We start from the raw sequence: 16,661 nt of genomic DNA on the forward strand, positions 1-16,661 counted from the left end.
AGACGACGATGCCATCGATGACTTCATCCGCGCCAGGTTGCCTGATTGGCTGAAACGGGCTTCCAGCAGCCAGATCGCCACATTGCGCGAAAAGCTCAACGCCCATCATGCGACTCAGGCCCGTTTGCTTGGCCGTGCTCTGGGCCTGCACCCTCTACCGGTATTCGCCCAGCGCCAGTTTGCCCCTTTATTGGCACAACCATTGCCTGTCGGCATTAGCTTCGAGCAGTTGCAATGGTTGCAGGTAGGACCGTCCTTCAGCAGGCTGCCCGATAAACCGCTGGGGGGCTACGCGCCAGCGCTGAGCCGCGAGAACGGCCTGCTGCGCTTGATGCATAACTTCGCCGACGTTCACTACTACGACGGCACGGGGCTTGTGGCGCCGGAAAGCACAGGCTTATTGTCCAAACCCCCCCGTGATGTGGTGGAGGCATGCCGCACGCTGGATGTCGGCGCGCTATACCAGGCCGAGCTGGAGCGGGTGTATGACGCCAGCACTCAGATGTTGCTGGCCAGCGATAAGCAATCGGCGCTTAGCCTGATGGTCGAGGTCGCGGCGCTCAAGGGTGAGATCACCGCTCGCGACCAGCTTGCCTTGCGTGAAGTGGCTGACCCCGATAGGGCGCCAGTGCAGGAAGCGCTCAGGGGCTACCCCGGCCTGCTTGAAGTCCTGGGATACCCGGTTGCCGATGGGCTTCTGATCCAATTGCGCAACCTAGAGGGTGCGTTGGTCAGCGTCGTGCTGTATTTGCCCAGTGACCCGAAGCAGAGCCTGCGCCGCTTTACCTCCGTTGCACAATTGAGCCGTGTGCTGGCCGATGAGTTGCAGGACGATGATTACCGCAACTACTTCAGTCAACTGATCGCGCTCGGCCAGCGCGCCGAGTTCCTCGGTACACTCGGCAACCGGCTGGCAGATGATGTACCTGACCTGCAACTGGACGGGGCAACCCAGCAAGGCTCTCTTTTCGAAGCGCTGGCCAGGCGCCAGGTGCAACGGTGTAAAGACGATGCTCGGCTGGTCCTTGTACCGACCGCGAACGTGGATATGGCAGCTGCGCAGGCTAGGCGTGGCGCCTGGAAGTCCGCAGGGTTCGATCTGTTGAACCTTGCCGGTTTGTTCATCCCCGCAGTGGGCGCCCTGCTGTTGGGAAGACTGGTCGTGCAGACCCTGGGCGAAGTATTCGAAGGGGTGCAGGACTGGAGCCAAGGGCATCAGCATGAAGCGCTGAATCATATGCTGGGGGTGGCGGCCACCGTGGCCGCCACCGTTGCTACGGCAACTACCTTCACGTTCGTTCGCAGCGCCTTCGTCGACGCGATGGAAATGGTCAGCGTGGACGACAAAACCAGTCGGCTGTGGGACAGCGATCTGGAACCTTATGCAGCCGATGCTGATGACGCTTTGCTTCAGGCCGATGGCCGTTACAGCGACGGGACGCGACACTGGATCAAGCTTGATGGCCGCTTTCTCGAGCTCCATCAGCCCGAACCGGGTGGGCTTTATCGACTGCGCCACCCACGGCGGCCAGCCGCCTATGGGCCTTGGGTGCTGCACAATGGGGAGCGCGGCTGGCAACTGCTCCAAGGCCGTCCACAGGCATTGAGCGACTCGGCTGCCATGTTTGAAAGGTTGTGGCCACACGACCCAGGCTTCGACGAGTCCACCGCCGCTCAGATACTGCGCGTGGCTGGCATGGATCAGAATGAGTTGCGTGGGCTGGTGGTCGAGAATCGGCGCGCCCCCGTGAATTTGCGAGTAACCCTGGGGTATTTTGACGCCGATGCACGAATCGAAACGTTCTTTCGGCAACTACGACAAATGCCATCGGACCTCAGCGACACCGCATTGCTTGCCTGGTGCGAGCAGCAGTTCGATGTTGGCGAGGGCGCAGCCAATGTCTTGCGGGCCAAGGCGCGCCTGCTCAGCCCTCTGTTCGATCATCTGAACCGCCCCCCCGTGAGCGACGATGGGTTTGCTGCCGACAACGGCACGTTGCCGATCACGGCGCTGGCAACCCAGGCAAAGGCGCTGGCGCGCTTGGCTCGGTTTAACCGAATGATGGCTGGCTGCTACTTGCCGAGTGCCTATAACGACGATACGGGGGTGCTGTTGTTTCATTTGCTCGACGCGCTGCAGCTGCAGGGGCTCAGCGTGTCCTTGACAGGTGATGTAGGGCGCGACGAGCCGCTGGCGTCGGTTGTCTCGGACGGGCATGAAGGCGCGCATCATCAGCTGATTCGTGAGGACGGCGTGTTCCGTTTTTATGACCAGGATGGCTCCAGGACGGATCACCAACAGTTCGATGATATCTATCAGGCACTTGTCGGGCTGCTGGGCGAACGTGGTGTGCTGGGCCAATTGCAGATCGGAGGCCCGGATGCCGCACTGCAGTTGCGCGACAAGCTTCTGATGCACTTGCCCGAAACTCAGTCAACCATCGAGCGCATGGTGGGTTGGCCAGCTGTTTCGCGTTGGTGGAACCCTGGGCAGCGTTTGCCGGATGGACGCGTAGGTTACCTGCTTGGCGGCCAGCGGCCACCGCGCCTCAGTCGCAAAGAGCGCTTGCGTGATGGGCTGCGTCAGATGTTTCCCGGGCTCGATGATGCGCAACTGGCGCAAGAACTGGATGGCAGATGGCGGCGAGGGCTGTCGGTCGATGCTGTGCTCAGGTCACTTGAGGACGACCTGGGCCAGCTTAGCCTTAAATTCGATGCGTGGGTGCGCTTGGCCTCCAATGCCAGCGAACACGATGTTCGGCGACTGGTCGCGGAACGTTTGCTGCGGGCCTGGCGCGGCCTGGGGGAGCAGCACGAATTGACGGAGCAAGGCGCAAGAGTTGGTCTCAAATTGATGTTCAGCCGACTGCGGGTCTCCACGCTTCCCGATCTTCCCCCACAAGTCAGCTTCCACCATGTCAGCACCTTGGCCATTCAGGAAACGGCTGTCGAGCAGGTCCATGCGCGCTTTCTTCAAGCGTTTACCGAATTGCAACGCCTGGACCTGAGCAGCAACCGACTGCTGGTGTGCCCAGGTGGGCTCGGGTATCTGAGCAGGCTGAGCAACTTGCGCCTGGCGCGTAACCAGATCCACCTGAACGCCCAGTCGGTGGAAGCGCTGGGTAACCTGCCATTGTTGACCCATCTGGATTTGAGCAACAACCCGAACCTGGGCACGTTCGAGATCAACTTCCTCCACCTGCCGCAATTGCTTGAGCTCAGGCTGAACAATTGCGGACTCCAAGCATGGCCAAGGAACATCGAGCTGTGTGATTTTTTGCGTCTGGCGGACCTGCGCGACAATGCATTAAAGGGTGTGCCACGCGATGTGTTGCGTATGCCAAAGAGTTTCCGTGAGGCCTTTGTGTTGACGGGCAATCGCTTGAGCTTGGCAGACCTCTCTAATTTGTCTGCCGTCGAGCCGACCCTGGATGAGGTCGCGCAGGCGACAGGGCGAGCCTGGTGGGTGAGGGCGGGTGAGGTTGCAGCCGATCTTGGTGGCATCTGGGATGCCCTTGCAGCAGATGCGCAAAATGTCGATGTATTCCTCTTCCTGAACCGCCTGGAATCACTAGCAGGTTCCAGCTGGCAGGAGCGCTACTTGATCGGACGTGGCTGGGACATGCTGAGGTTGATTCACAGCGACTCAGCATTTGCAGACGCTGTGCGTAGCCTGCTGGCCGGCGGTTCTGACAGTGCTAACGAGGTCATCGACAGGTTCTCGCAGTTGTTGCGTTTGCTCACCGAAACGACGGCGTTGAACGCCGAACCTCCCCTAGGAGGTTCGGTCTTGTTATCACTGGGCCGCGCCCTGTATCGACTGGACCGGCTTCAGGCGTACGTGCAGGCCGTTATTCGCCAGCGGGATGGGCAACTTGATGCCGCTCAACAGAGCCTGCTGAGCCTGCGCTATCGGTTCAAGCTGCGCATTGCGTTGAGGCTGTCGTTTCAGCCACTGCGCATGGACGAGCAGTCGGCACCAAGCCTCAATGACGCGCAACTGGCCGCAGCCCAGGAATCTGTCGAAGCCACCTTTGATCAACACCTTATTGCCCAGGACCTGTGCCGGCGAACATTTTGGCAGCGCTTCCTTGAGCATTACGACCCGGCCCCGTTCGCTGCTGCAGAACAAGGAAATATGCAGGCCCTGCGCCTGCAGCGGACGCTGCAGTACATGCAAGGCCATGAGCGTGGGACAGGTCGCTAGCCAAGCAAGCAGCGGCCAAACCGGTCATCCAGATTGACAGCTTTGGCCATTGTCGCAGGGGCGAGGTAGCGCGAACATCGTCGTACCGATGGTTAACTCCAAAAACAACAAATCAGGAGTCCGACGATGCGTGATTACGCCGAGGCCGTTCGTCTGTTCGATCATGGCAAGGCTGCTGCGGCGGCACTGCATGGCGACCTTGCAGCGCTCAATGCCTGTGTCGAATGTTGTGACCGCCACGTCGGCGAAGGCACGCTGGCACTGCTCCAGCTGAATAGCGATGGGCACAGCGCGCGATACAGCTTCGATCAACTGCAGCCGCTTGTGGCCCGCTTCGCCAATGTGCTTGGGGCCCAAGGCGTGAAGGCTGGGGACCGGGTGGCGGGTCTGCTGCCGCGCACACCCGAACTGTTGATCACCATCCTCGCCACCTGGCGCCTCGGGGCGGTGTACCAGCCCTTGTTCACGGCCTTCGGGCCCAAGGCCATCGAGCATCGTCTGGAACAATCCCAAGCCCGTGTCGTTGTCACCGACAGCCACAATCGCGCCAAGCTGGACGACATGCCTGGCTGCCCGACCCTGATCACGGTCAACGCTCGCAGCGGGGAGCTGGACTTCCAGCAGTGCCTCGAGCACGCAGCAGATACCTGCGAGCCGGTGATGCGCACGGGCGACGACCCGTTCCTGCTGATGTTCACTTCAGGGACCACGGGGCCTGCCAAACCACTGGAAGTCCCGTTGCGCGCCCTCGTTGCCTTCCAGGGCTACATGCGTGATGCCATTGACCTGCGACCTGAAGATAATTTCTGGAACCTGGCTGACCCCGGGTGGGCCTATGGCTTGTACTACGCCGTGACCGGCCCGTTGTCGCTGGGTCACGCCACTACCTTCTACGACGGCCCGTTCAGCGTCGACAGTTGCGCCCGCGTCATCGACACGCTGGGCATCACCAACCTGGCCGGCTCACCCACTGCGTATCGCTTGCTGATTGCCGCCGGCAAGGCGTTCTCAGCCCCAGTCAAGGGCCGCCTGCGTGTGGTCAGCAGTGCGGGCGAGCCTCTCAATCCAGAGGTGATTCGCTGGTTTGCCGATGAGCTGGGGGTAAGGATTCACGATCATTATGGCCAGACTGAACTGGGCATGGTGCTGTGCAACCACCATGGCCTGGAGCACCCGGTGCACCTGGGCTCCGCCGGCTTTGCCATCCCCGGCCATCGCATCGTTGTGCTGGACGAGCAAGGCCACGAGCTGCCAGCTGGCCAGCCAGGCATCCTTGCCGTCGACCGCGAGCAGTCGCCGTTATGCTGGTTCGGCGGCTACCAACGCTTGCCGACGAAAGCGTTCGTCGGCAAGTACTACCTGAGCGGCGATACCGTCGAGCTGAACGCAGATGGCAGCATCAGCTTCGTTGGCCGCAGTGACGACGTGATCACGACCTCCGGTTACCGGGTCGGCCCGTTCGACGTGGAAAGCGCGCTGATCGAGCATCCGGCCGTTGTGGAAGCGGCGGTGATTGGTAAGCCGGATCCGCAGCGCACCGAACTGATCAAGGCCTTCGTCGTGTTGGCCAGTGGATATCCAGGCAGCGAGACGCTGGAGGAAGATTTACGCCAGCACGTACGCCAACGCTTGTACGCGCATGCCTACCCCCGAGAAATCGAATTCGTCAGCGAGCTGCCCAAGACCCCGAGCGGCAAGCTGCAACGCTTCATCCTGCGTAACCAGGAAGTCGCCAAACAACTCGCACAGCAGGCCACCCCTGCCAGCGTCTGAAAGGAAAACCGCTCATGCAGATAGCCAACAAACACTTCATCGTCAGCGGCGCCGCTTCCGGGTTGGGCGCCGCCACTGCGCAGATGCTGATCGAGGCCGGCGCCAAGGTCATGCTGGTCGACCTCAATGCCCAGGCTGTCGAGGCCAAGGCCGCTGAGTTGGGTGACAACGCCCGTTTCGCGGTGGCCGACATCAGTGATGAGCAGGCCGCCCAAGCCGCAGTCGATGCGACCGTCAGCACCTTCGGCAGCCTTCACGGGCTGGTCAACTGCGCCGGGATCGTCGGTGCCGAGAAAGTGCTGGGCAAGCAAGGCCCACATGGCCTGGCAAGCTTCGCCAAGGTCATCAACGTCAACCTGATCGGCAGTTTCAACCTGCTGCGCCTGGCGGCAGCGGCCATGGCTGAAGGTGTCGCCGATGAAGGTGGCGAGCGCGGCGTGATCATCAACACCGCGTCGATCGCTGCCTATGACGGCCAGATCGGCCAAGCCGCCTATGCGGCCTCCAAAGGCGCCATCGCCAGCCTGACCTTGCCGGCTGCTCGCGAGTTGGCGCGCTTCGGCATCCGTGTGATGACCATCGCCCCCGGTATTTTCGAGACGCCGATGATGGCCGGTATGAGCGATGAGGTCCGTGCTTCGCTGTCAGCTGGCGTGCCGTTCCCGCCGCGCCTGGGGCGCCCGCAGGAGTACGCTGCGCTGGCCCGCCACATCATCGAGAACAGCATGCTCAACGGCGAGGTGATCCGCCTCGACGGCGCACTGCGCATGGCTGCCAAGTAAGGAGATCGAACCATGAGCCTCAGCAACGACCCGATCGTCATTGTCAGCGCCGTGCGTACGCCCATGGGCGGCCTGCAGGGCGACCTCAAGAGCCTGACCGCACCGCAACTGGGTAGCGCGGCCATTCGCGGCGCAGTAGACCGAGCAGGCATTGATGTCGCCAGCGTCGAGCAGGTGCTGTTCGGTTGCGTGCTGCCGGCTGGCCAGGGCCAGGCCCCGGCGCGCCAGGCGGCGCTGGGCGCCGGGCTGGGCACGCACACCACCTGCACCACCCTGAACAAGATGTGCGGCTCGGGGATGCAGGCGGCGATCATGGCCCATGACCTGCTGTTGGCCGGCAGTGCAGAGGTGGTGGTGGCCGGTGGCATGGAAAGCATGACCAACGCCCCTTACCTCCTGGACAAAGCCCGTGGAGGCTACCGTATGGGCCACGGCAGAATCATCGACCATATGTTCATGGACGGCCTGGAAGACGCCTACGACAAAGGCCGCCTGATGGGCACTTTCGCCGAGGACTGCGCACAGGCCAATACCTTCAGCCGCGAAGCCCAAGACCAGTTCGCTATCACCTCGCTGACCCGCGCCCAAGAGGCGATCAAGAGCGGTCGCTTCGCCGCCGAGATCGTGCCGGTGGAGGTCAAGGAGGGTAAGGAAACGCGAGTCATCAAAGACGACGAGCAGCCGCCCAAGGCGCGCCTGGACAAAATTCCGCAGCTCAAACCGGCCTTCCGGGAAGGCGGTACGGTCACGGCGGCTAATTCCAGCTCGATTTCCGACGGCGCCGCCGCACTGGTACTGATGCGCCGCTCCGAGGCGGACAAGCGGGGACTCAAGCCGTTGGCAGTGATCCATGGTCATGCAGCGTTCGCTGACACCCCCGCACTGTTCCCCACTGCGCCGATCGGTGCGATCGACAAACTGATGAAACGCACTGGCTGGAACCTCGCCGAGGTCGACTTGTTCGAGATCAACGAAGCCTTTGCCGTGGTCACCCTGGCAGCCATGAAGCAGCTCGATCTGCCCCATGACAAAGTCAATATTCACGGCGGCGCCTGTGCCCTCGGCCACCCGATCGGCGCTTCCGGTGCACGTATCCTGGTGACCCTGCTGTCGGCACTGCGCCAGAACAACCTGCGCCGGGGCGTGGCGGCCATTTGCATCGGCGGTGGCGAAGCCACGGCCATGGCTGTCGAATGCCTGTACTGAGGTGAACCATGCTGGTAACTGACGAGCAACAACAGATCGCCGACGCGGTGCGCAACTTTGCCCAGGAGCGCCTCAAACCCTTTGCCGAACAATGGGACAAGGCGCATCGCTTCCCTAAAGAGGCCATCGAAGAAATGGCCGAGCTCGGCCTGTTCGGCATGCTGGTGCCGGAACAGTACGGCGGCAGTGACACCGGTTATGTGGCCTACGCCATGGCGCTCGAAGAGATCGCTGCGGGTGACGGCGCCTGCTCGACCATCATGAGCGTGCATAACTCGGTAGGCTGCGTGCCGATCCTCAAATTCGGCAGCGAAGTGCAGAAGCAGCAATTCCTGGCCCCCCTGGCCAGCGGGGAGATGCTCGGCGCTTTTGCCTTGACCGAACCCCAAGCCGGTTCCGATGCTAGCAGCCTCAAGGCCCGTGCGCGTCGTGATGGCGACCATTACCTGCTCAGTGGCAGCAAGCAGTTCATAACTTCCGGCCAGAACGCCGGGGTGGTTATCGTGTTTGCCGTGACCGATCCAGAAGCAGGCAAGCGCGGCATCAGCGCGTTCATCGTACCGACCGATTCGCCGGGTTATCAGGTGGCGCGGGTGGAGGACAAGCTCGGGCAACATGCCTCCGACACTTGCCAGATCGTTTTCGATGACGTGCGGGTGCCTGTGGCCAACCGTCTAGGCGAGGAGGGCGAGGGCTACAAGATCGCCCTGGCCAATCTTGAAGGCGGCCGTATCGGGATCGCCTCGCAGGCCGTGGGCATGGCCCGTGCTGCCTTTGAAGTGGCCCGCGATTACGCCAACGAGCGGCAAAGTTTCGGTAAGGCGCTGATCGAACACCAGGCCGTGGCCTTCCGCCTGGCAGACATGGCAACGAAAATTGCCGTGGCCCGGCAGATGGTGCTGCATGCAGCTGCGCTGCGTGATGCCGGGCGCCCGGCGCTGGTGGAGGCGTCGATGGCCAAGCTGTTTGCCTCGGAAATGGCCGAAAAGGTCTGTTCGGATGCCTTGCAGACCCTGGGCGGTTATGGCTATCTGAGCGACTTCCCGCTGGAACGGATCTACCGTGATGTGCGGGTTTGCCAGATCTACGAAGGCACCAGCGATATTCAGCGCATGGTCATTGCGCGCAATCTTTGAAGGAGCAGACTGCATGGCATTCGAAACCATCTTGTTGGACATCCACGGCAAGGTCGGCCTGATTACCCTCAACCGTCCGCAGGCACTCAATGCGTTGAACGCGCAAATTGTCAGCGAAATCAATCAGGCGCTGGACCAGCTCGAGCGTGACCCGAACATCGGTTGCGTGGTGCTGACCGGGTCGGCCAAGGCCTTTGCCGCAGGCGCCGACATCAAGGAGATGGCCGAGCTGCAGTACCCGCAGATTTACGTGGACGATCTGTTCAGCGATGCCGATCGTGTCGCCAACCGCCGCAAGCCAATCATCGCAGCGGTTTCCGGCTTCGCCTTGGGGGGTGGCTGCGAGCTGGCGATGATGTGCGACTTCATCCTCGCCGCCGACAACGCCAAGTTTGGCCAACCGGAGATCAACCTCGGCGTACTGCCGGGTATGGGCGGCACTCAACGGCTGACCCGTGCGGTGGGCAAGGCCAAGGCCATGGAGTTGTGCCTGACTGGCCGTCTGATGGGCGCCGAAGAGGCGGAGCGAGCTGGCCTGGTGGCGCGCGTAGTACCACAGGCAGAATTGCTTGAAGAAGCCTTGAAGGTGGCAGCCACCATCGCCGGCAAATCGATCCCGGTGAGCATGATGGTGAAGGAGTGCGTCAACCGCGCCTTCGAGGTGACATTGAGCGAAGGGGTGCGGTTCGAGCGCCGGGTATTCCACGCGGCATTTGCGACCGAGGACCAGAAAGAAGGCATGGCTGCTTTCATCGCCAAGCGCGAAGCTCAGTTCAAGGATCGTTGATGGGCAAGGGCGCGGCATGGGCCGCGCCCTTCGCTTCAGTGACAGAAAAAATACTGGGCAGCTTTTGCCCCGGTGATCGGTGCGCGGTACACCTCTACCGTGCGTCCATTGCTGTCCGTGTAGTGTTTACCCTGCATGAAGCGCTGTGCGGCGGTCTTGAGGTGGCCGGCGGTGAAGTCGGCCTTGGCCGAGTTCATAGCCGGATAGTGAAAGTGGGCGTACCACTGGGCTTGGCCCTGGTGAGTGATTAGGTACTCGTCGAGAAAATCTGCAGGCCTGCCTTTGAGCTTGGCCAACCGCGTGCGTGTGCCCACTGCGGTGATCTGGATTTGCTTCTGTTCCAGCAGAAATATGACGTCACCCATGCGTGGCGGTTGCGCAATGGCCGCCGCGATACGCAGCTGCGTGGCTTGCCCCTGGAGTTCGCTGGCCAGCAGTCGCAAGGCGCGCGCCACCAGCTCGGCATCATTGCCAACCACGGCCTCGTCTGTCTCGTTAACGGCGGTCAAGCGTGATTCGATAGCTTCGACCTCGGTGAGCAGCCGCGTCCGCTGATCCAGCACCAGGTATTCAATGTCACCAGGCCAGTAGCTAGCCACCTCGACGCGTAGTTTGCCGACCTTGTCACGGGCGTCCTTCATCAGCTGGTCGCTCTCTTTGAGAAGGCGTTTGAGGCTGCGTGCGGTGGGGCGAGGCTGGACGCTGGCAGGCTTGTTCTCGACGTACTCACCTTCTGCGAGGCGGTAGGTGCGGGCAGGCATCTTGTTGTCGGGGGCTGCAACGTCAAAGGTATTGGCGTCGTCGCCGCGCGGTTCGGCCAGCAGCAGCCCACTCTCGGTGGTTTCAATCAGCCCAGGCACTTTTTTGCGCAATTGCTGAAAGGTGCTTACTGGCGGGTACTCCGGCAACTCGGCCACCTCCTCACGGATGCGCGGCAGCATCCAGTCCAGCTGTGCTTGCAGCGTATGAGCGGTCTGTAGCGCGGCGGCTTCGTCGATTTGCTCGATCATGTGATTCAAGTTACGTGCCGCTGCCTGGAACTGCTCGAGAATATTGCGCATTACCCTGGCCGTGACTTCCTGGTCGATATCCCCCAGCGTCAACAGTTTGGTGCGTTGCGCGATGGCCAGCTGGAACGTGTCCCAGAAGCGGTCCCGCCAGTGCGCCGCTTCTGCAGATAGCCCGTGGACCAGGGTCAGACGATTGATCAACCCTTCGATACGCAGGCACCGCAGGGTCAGGTCGCGTTCCTGTGTGGCAGGGATGTGATTGGCCAGGTCGCGCCACTTCAGTATTTCGGGTTGATGCAGGGTCGCTAGCTTGGCCAACCCATCCTGGCACTGCCTCAGGCGTGTGTTGTTCTCAATCATCTCCTCGATCAGTGGCGCAAGCCGGTCCAGGCGGGTGGCGGCGATCCGTGCGTCGCCGTCAGTGAGCTCCTGCCCCGATGCCTGTTCACGGGCAAGTTGCAGCAGCTGGTCGCGCTCAGGCTGGTAGCGCATGTGCAGGATCTTGCGCAGAACACGCTGACAATAGCTGTCCTGATACAGTGCTTGGGCATGGGCGACTTTGAAGTGCTTCAACGGTTGCAGGCTGTTGCGGGTTTGCAGGTGCTCGATATGGGTAGTCCAGAAAGCGGAAAGGGCCTTGATCTTTTCCTGGCACGTCTTCAGGGTGGCGTCGTCACGCGCGGCGGTCACCAGGCTTTCGATGGTTGCCTGTTGTTTTAGCTTGCTTGAGAAATCCTCCTTGTCTGCCCGAATCAGCTCATTAACGGCGCCCAGGGCGTTTTGCTTTTCCAGCTGAAGCCTGCGGATTCCTTCAGACAAGTGCATACCGCCCCTCAGCCGTAGGCCCAGGTCCACGCGCCAGCGACCGATCTCATCGCGTAGTAGCCAGGGCCCAGGCGTCAGGTCCGGGCCAACGATGCGCGGCTGGTTGCGCGACAGATCGACCACTACCTCATACACTTCGCCGTCCAGCTGTGCGTACATTTTGACGCCGTGCAAGTACAACCCGCGCAATGGCCCCGCAGGGATCGTGCTGCCCAGTGCGGTGGGCGAGGTGCCCGATCGCAGCGCCTGCAGTGCCGTGCGCTGGGTGGCTGAGAGCAGGCGACCCGGGCGTGACCAGCTGAAATCGATTTGGCAGGCGGCGGCGGTTTCCACGTCGGGAAGCATCGAGGCGGGCAGTCGTGGAGTTTTGCTGGCAACGACTGGGCCGGGAAAGGTGGGCGGCTCTCCCTCTTCGACGCGAAGGCGGAAGATCGAATGGGAAAACAGCAACAGGCTGATATTGACCAGCAGGTTGACCAGTGCCAAGCGATGTCCCGTAGGATTGCTGCTGGCATCGGCGTCGGCATACTCGCTCAACGCGACCTCCATCTGAGCGAGCCACGCCACCTTGCCCAAGGTAGCGCCCGCCAACGGTAGCAGCGTGTTGAACAGCAGCAATCCCAATTCTTTCCAGCGTTCCCAGCGGGTTTGAGCGCTGGTCGACGCGTTGTCTTCGAAGTTGCCGATCGATTCTTTGACACAGGCCAGATAGAGCGCTTCGCCCGGATCGTGGGCAGGTGCCACCTGCGCCAGCTCAACCGGCGCAGGTGCGCTGAATGGGACGGCGCTGGTGTCAGTCAGGACCGTAAACAGATGGGGCTCGAGGAAACCACCGTGGGCATAGAACCGTCGATCTTCTTCAGGCAAGCGTTGTAGTAGGTCGTCCTGGAGTTCGCCAGGCGTACTGATGGCGTCGAACAGTGCCATCCGGTCCTTGAACTGCAGCAACGTGTCGGTATGTAACGGACGGTACAGCAGACAAGTATCGGCAATGGGCGCCTGTGGCTCGATCAGCCAGGTATTGCGAGGATGATCGATGGTCGAGCCGGGTGCCTTGATGAACCCCAGGGGACGCATGACCCAACGCTGTGAATCATCATCGGTAAAGGGGCGGAACACCTCGGCAATGTGCGCGGCGGCGTTCCCGTCGGGCAGCTTGCCGCGCAGATACAACTCCTGTGCCAGTGCGGGCAGCTGGCTGCGCAGTTGCTCGAACAGCAGGCGTTGGCGGGTACTGCGTTGGGGCGAGTCTGCCAACAGTTCGCGTCTTAATAGCGCAGGGTAGGCGGCACCGATGTCCAGTTCGGTGATGACGTTACGCAGATAGGTTTCATCCAGCCATGCCGGCAACGGCTCGCCAGTGGTGGACAGCATTTCCACACGGCCTGGCTTGAGCAGGCCGAGGTTGCCGATGGCCAGTTGGGCCAAGGTAAAGCTGACGGGCATCACCTCGCCCGAGGTGATGATCGTGCCTTGGCCAGCGGCGGCGCTGGCGGTGGTCTGGTGATTGATAACCCGCACCTGCTCAACTTCGAGCGTAGTGCCCTGATGGTCTGCTTCGAAGCGGGCGGTCAACTGGCGATTGCTGAACGTCTCGGCGTTGTCTATCCCATCCAACCAGAACTTGCCCTCGGCGTCGTGGTAATCCTGTGCGACATCGAGCAACAGGTCGCCGTAGCGCATGAGCGGGCGACTGTCGGCATTGCGCAACCAGTCAGGCAACTGCTCCGACAGGGTGTGCCGCTGAATCGCCTCGGCATCGCTGCACAGGTTGAGCATCGACGTCAGCCGGTCCAGCTCCAGGTTCAGGTTGAGTGCCCCCAACCGGGTCTGGTAAAGAGTGGCCAGGTGCTCGATGACACGCAGTTGCTGGTCGAGCAGGCCCAGCGCCTGAGCCTCGAATGCGTCTTCGTAAAGCGCGGTGATGGTGACCGTATAGGGTGCCACATCGGCGCTTCTGGGCCAGTAGCGAGCGATGCTCTCGAGCAACTCGTGGCGCGAGCCGAAGCAATGCAGCTTGCCTGTGAGCGTGTAGAGAAGCGTGATATTGCGTGCAGGTTCTGCGTCTGCGTGTTCGATCAGCAGGGCGCTGGACAGGTCGGGGTCGAGAATCCCTACCGCCGAAAGATCCACCGCAAGGTGCGAGACGTTGAGCCCTTCCGTGTTCTTCCAGGCGCTGCGGGTGTGAAGGTCAGGATGGGTATGCACCACTCCCGCGACCGCGATGGCGAAGCCCTTCAGGCTGCCAGTGTTACGGTGGATGTCCAGCGTCGTTTTCAGTTGATTGCGCAAAAAATCGCCGTACCAGGCCCAGGGTGTGGCCCCGCTGGTATCGAAGCGGCTCCAGTAGTCTGTGAGCGACTGCTTGTAACTATCCACCAGGAAAGGAGCGGCCTCGTCGATCAACGTTTCGACGGCGTGCAGGTCGATGTCGACCCGCCAGGCGGGATTGGCGTCCACATGGGTGGTGAGGTAGTCGTCACCCGTGCAGAGATTGAGTGTACTGCGTTGGCAATAGCGTTCCACAAGTACTTGTGAGAGCGGGCGAATCCAGAGCGACCCGGAACCGGCCTGGTAGCTCGCCAGGTAGAGTAGGAGCGGGTTGTGCGCATCCTCCGGAAGGTGTTTGGGCCATCGTTCAAGCAACATCGCATCAGCTGTGTCAAGCAGTGCGGGCCGATCGGTAAAGCGTCGCGCAACCTTACATTCCAGGGTGGTGGAGCGGGAAAAACGAGGGTGTGCGTTTTCAGACATGACCTGAACCTTGTCACTGGGAAAGCGGCCATCAGACCCCCGGTGACAGGTTTATGGGCGTTAGCGGGCTACCGCGCCGATGCCTGGCCACATCGCGCGGCGCGAAATTATTGATGGAGTGCGCCAGTGGGCGGATTACTCATCCTTTCAGGCAATTCCTCCTTCATATGTATTGCCCGTTGCCGCGCGGCGCCTTAGACTGCCGCCCCCTGTAAAAGAGTGCCAATTGGCGCTTGAAAAATTTCGTTACCGGTGCCGAGGCGCCGGCGACACCCGAATCGCCCAAAATGCACATTTTTTCATAGAGAAATCGATGACCAAGGAACAGTTGCTGGCCATGTCGGCCGATGACTACATGAACGCTGATCAACTGGCTTTCTTCACAGGCCTGTTGCAGTCGATGAAAGTCGAAACCAATGAGCGCATCGAGCTGAGCCGTATCACCATCGAAGGCCTGGACACCCCGTCGGATCCTGCTGACGTGGCTTCGGTCGAGGAAGAGCGTAGCTGGCTGGTCAACGCAATCGAACGCGACCAGCGCTTGCTGCCTCAGCTGGAAATGGCCCTGGACCGTATCACCGACGAAAGCTTCGGTTGGTGCGATGACAGCGGTGAGCCGATTGGCCTGAAGCGCCTGCTGATCAGCCCGACCACCAAGTACTGCATCGAAGCTCAGGAGCGCCACGAGCAGCTTGATCGCCACCAACGCCAGATTTGACGAGCGTTGCGTGCCCAGGCCCCTCGGAGCAATCCTTGGGGCTTTTTGCGTTTCCCAGGCCTGCACATGAAAACGTTCGTTGCGGTTTGCGCAAGACTGCTCTACCGAAGTCGGCTGTTTCCTGTGTACTGACGCGAGTATGATGGCTATATCGTTAGGTTGCTAATTAAATTCCGGAGGGAATGATGAAGAGCCGCGTCGATGTAGCCGTGATGATTGGCTCAGGTGTACCTGCGACCCTCCAGGCGATGGGCAAGCGGGTCTGTTGGGTGGTGCTGGTCAACGGCGAGCGCCGGGGTACGGCATTTTCCACGCGAGGCGAAGCGCTGGAGTGTCAGGCAGCCTGGCTGCGCCAGCTGGAGAAGGGGCGCGCCGCCTAGATACCGGCGGGTCTGGCCACGAAACGGGTTATTGAACGGCAAGAAATGTTGATTACCTCTCGACGGATTTCAGTGTTTTCGTGCATATTTCTTCTCCAGTAATACGCTGATGGATTCCAAGGTCTGACTGTTCGGTGGGCCTACAGATATCTATCTCATATGTCCTTGCGAATTCGTTGTAGGCATTACGCGTCCCGCTTGGGAATATGTCTAAAAGCCTCTAGTTAGGTCAGGTCTGGCGAGCCAGAGTAAAATTTCCTGCAAGCCGCGTCGGCAGCAGGCGCAGACGTATGGCGCATCGAACTATTACTCTTTTCGCTTACCGAATTGAATTGAATTGACCGCGCCTCACCGATTCCGAGTGAGGGCGGATGTCACCGCTTTGAGGATTACTTCATTGGCAGTCAGTACTCTGGATACCCACGCCCTGTTCGCCCTGGGCGACCTGCGCGGCAAGTTGGCTAAGCTGTTTCAGGGCCGTTTCGTCTATGTCACCGAGCAAAACCCTGAAGGCCTGTACATGGCCGAAATCGATACCGACAGTGCCTTGGTGGTCGACGACAAGCAGCGCCTGGAGTTGAAGGTTGGCGATCATTTCCGTGCAGCCGTATTGCCTAGCCGTGAGGGTGGCAAACTGGAAATGCGCTTTCGCGAGATCAAATTGAATGTTTATGGCGTTGGTGACTACGCTTTTGTTTCCGTGCCCGAAGGTGAGGGTATCGTGTTTCGCGAAGGCCAGGGAGTGATGTTGGTATTCGCCGCTCAGCAGCAAGTGCAAGAAGGGCTGGGCAAGCTGCTCAAGGCCGTGACTGGCAAGGTTGCAAAATGGCGCAAGGGCGAGCTGACCACCTTCAAGGCCAGTGAGTGAGCGGCAGTGAAGCGTTGCCCGGCACGCGTGCGGTGTTTCACCGTCAGCACCAGGCGCAAGCCCTGGCGCAGGCCGAACAGCTTTTGTCTCGGCGTGATGAGATGCAAGGTGCTTGGTTGACTTGGGTGGCGGCCCAGCTCTATCAGCTAGGTCCTGCGCCCTATGTGGCAATGATCCGGCGGGAGTTGCAGCGCCTCACTCAAGGTTGAGCTTCC

11 protein-coding genes are annotated in these 16,661 nt (G+C 60.9%); 10 read left to right on the forward strand and 1 reads right to left on the reverse strand.

What is annotated here, in order from left to right; genetic code table 11:
- The first annotated feature begins 82 nt into the window (after positions 1 to 82).
- The 6 genes from ACZ6YA_RS18370 (at position 83) to ACZ6YA_RS18395 (ending at position 9,891) form a co-directional block, all read left to right on the forward strand.
- Positions 83 to 4,207 (forward strand): dermonecrotic toxin domain-containing protein, encoded by a 4,125-nt coding sequence (locus tag ACZ6YA_RS18370; RefSeq protein ID WP_465898512.1) that lies wholly within the window; start codon positions 83 to 85, stop codon positions 4,205 to 4,207.
- Positions 4,208 to 4,333: 126 nt separating this feature from the next.
- Positions 4,334 to 5,980, forward strand: a complete 1,647-nt coding sequence (locus ACZ6YA_RS18375) for an AMP-binding protein (RefSeq protein ID WP_465898513.1) — start codon at positions 4,334 to 4,336, stop codon at positions 5,978 to 5,980.
- A 14-nt stretch (positions 5,981 to 5,994) separates the two neighbouring features.
- Positions 5,995 to 6,762 carry an SDR family NAD(P)-dependent oxidoreductase gene (locus ACZ6YA_RS18380; RefSeq protein WP_465898514.1) on the forward strand — a complete coding sequence of 256 codons (768 nt, stop codon included), beginning with the start codon at positions 5,995 to 5,997 and terminating at the stop codon, positions 6,760 to 6,762.
- A gap of 12 nt (positions 6,763 to 6,774) precedes the next feature.
- Positions 6,775 to 7,968 carry an acetyl-CoA C-acyltransferase gene (locus tag ACZ6YA_RS18385; protein WP_465898515.1) on the forward strand — a complete coding sequence of 398 codons (1,194 nt, stop codon included), beginning with the start codon at positions 6,775 to 6,777 and terminating at the stop codon, positions 7,966 to 7,968.
- Positions 7,969 to 7,976: 8 nt separating this feature from the next.
- Positions 7,977 to 9,104 carry an acyl-CoA dehydrogenase gene (locus ACZ6YA_RS18390; RefSeq protein WP_465898516.1) on the forward strand — a complete coding sequence of 376 codons (1,128 nt, stop codon included), beginning with the start codon at positions 7,977 to 7,979 and terminating at the stop codon, positions 9,102 to 9,104.
- Positions 9,105 to 9,117: 13 nt separating this feature from the next.
- A complete protein-coding gene (locus ACZ6YA_RS18395; protein ID WP_465898517.1) occupies positions 9,118 to 9,891 on the forward strand; it encodes an enoyl-CoA hydratase in 774 nt (257 codons plus the stop codon).
- A 35-nt stretch (positions 9,892 to 9,926) separates the two neighbouring features.
- Here the strand turns inward: ACZ6YA_RS18395 and ACZ6YA_RS18400 are convergent, their stop codons facing one another.
- Positions 9,927 to 14,252 (reverse strand): hypothetical protein, encoded by a 4,326-nt coding sequence (locus ACZ6YA_RS18400; protein ID WP_465898518.1) that lies wholly within the window; start codon positions 14,250 to 14,252, stop codon positions 9,927 to 9,929.
- Positions 14,253 to 14,793: 541 nt separating this feature from the next.
- Between ACZ6YA_RS18400 and ACZ6YA_RS18405 the strand changes: the two genes are divergently transcribed.
- The 4 genes from ACZ6YA_RS18405 (at position 14,794) to ACZ6YA_RS18420 (ending at position 16,655) form a co-directional block, all read left to right on the forward strand.
- Positions 14,794 to 15,198 carry a TraR/DksA family transcriptional regulator gene (locus ACZ6YA_RS18405; RefSeq protein WP_465898519.1) on the forward strand — a complete coding sequence of 135 codons (405 nt, stop codon included), beginning with the start codon at positions 14,794 to 14,796 and terminating at the stop codon, positions 15,196 to 15,198.
- Between the two features lie 185 nt (positions 15,199 to 15,383).
- Entirely contained in the window at positions 15,384 to 15,578 is a 195-nt protein-coding gene (locus ACZ6YA_RS18410; RefSeq protein WP_465898520.1) for a hypothetical protein, read from the forward strand.
- A 397-nt stretch (positions 15,579 to 15,975) separates the two neighbouring features.
- Positions 15,976 to 16,446, forward strand: a complete 471-nt coding sequence (locus tag ACZ6YA_RS18415; RefSeq protein ID WP_403136378.1) for a hypothetical protein — start codon at positions 15,976 to 15,978, stop codon at positions 16,444 to 16,446.
- The gene (locus tag ACZ6YA_RS18420; protein ID WP_465898521.1) at positions 16,443 to 16,655 is read left to right on the forward strand and encodes a hypothetical protein; all 213 of its coding nucleotides are present in this window, start codon (positions 16,443 to 16,445) and stop codon (positions 16,653 to 16,655) included. Before ACZ6YA_RS18415 ends, ACZ6YA_RS18420 begins: the two co-directional genes overlap by 4 nt.
- Positions 16,656 to 16,661 lie beyond the last annotated feature (6 nt).

Source organism: Pseudomonas sp. NPDC090752, from assembly GCF_055584805.1.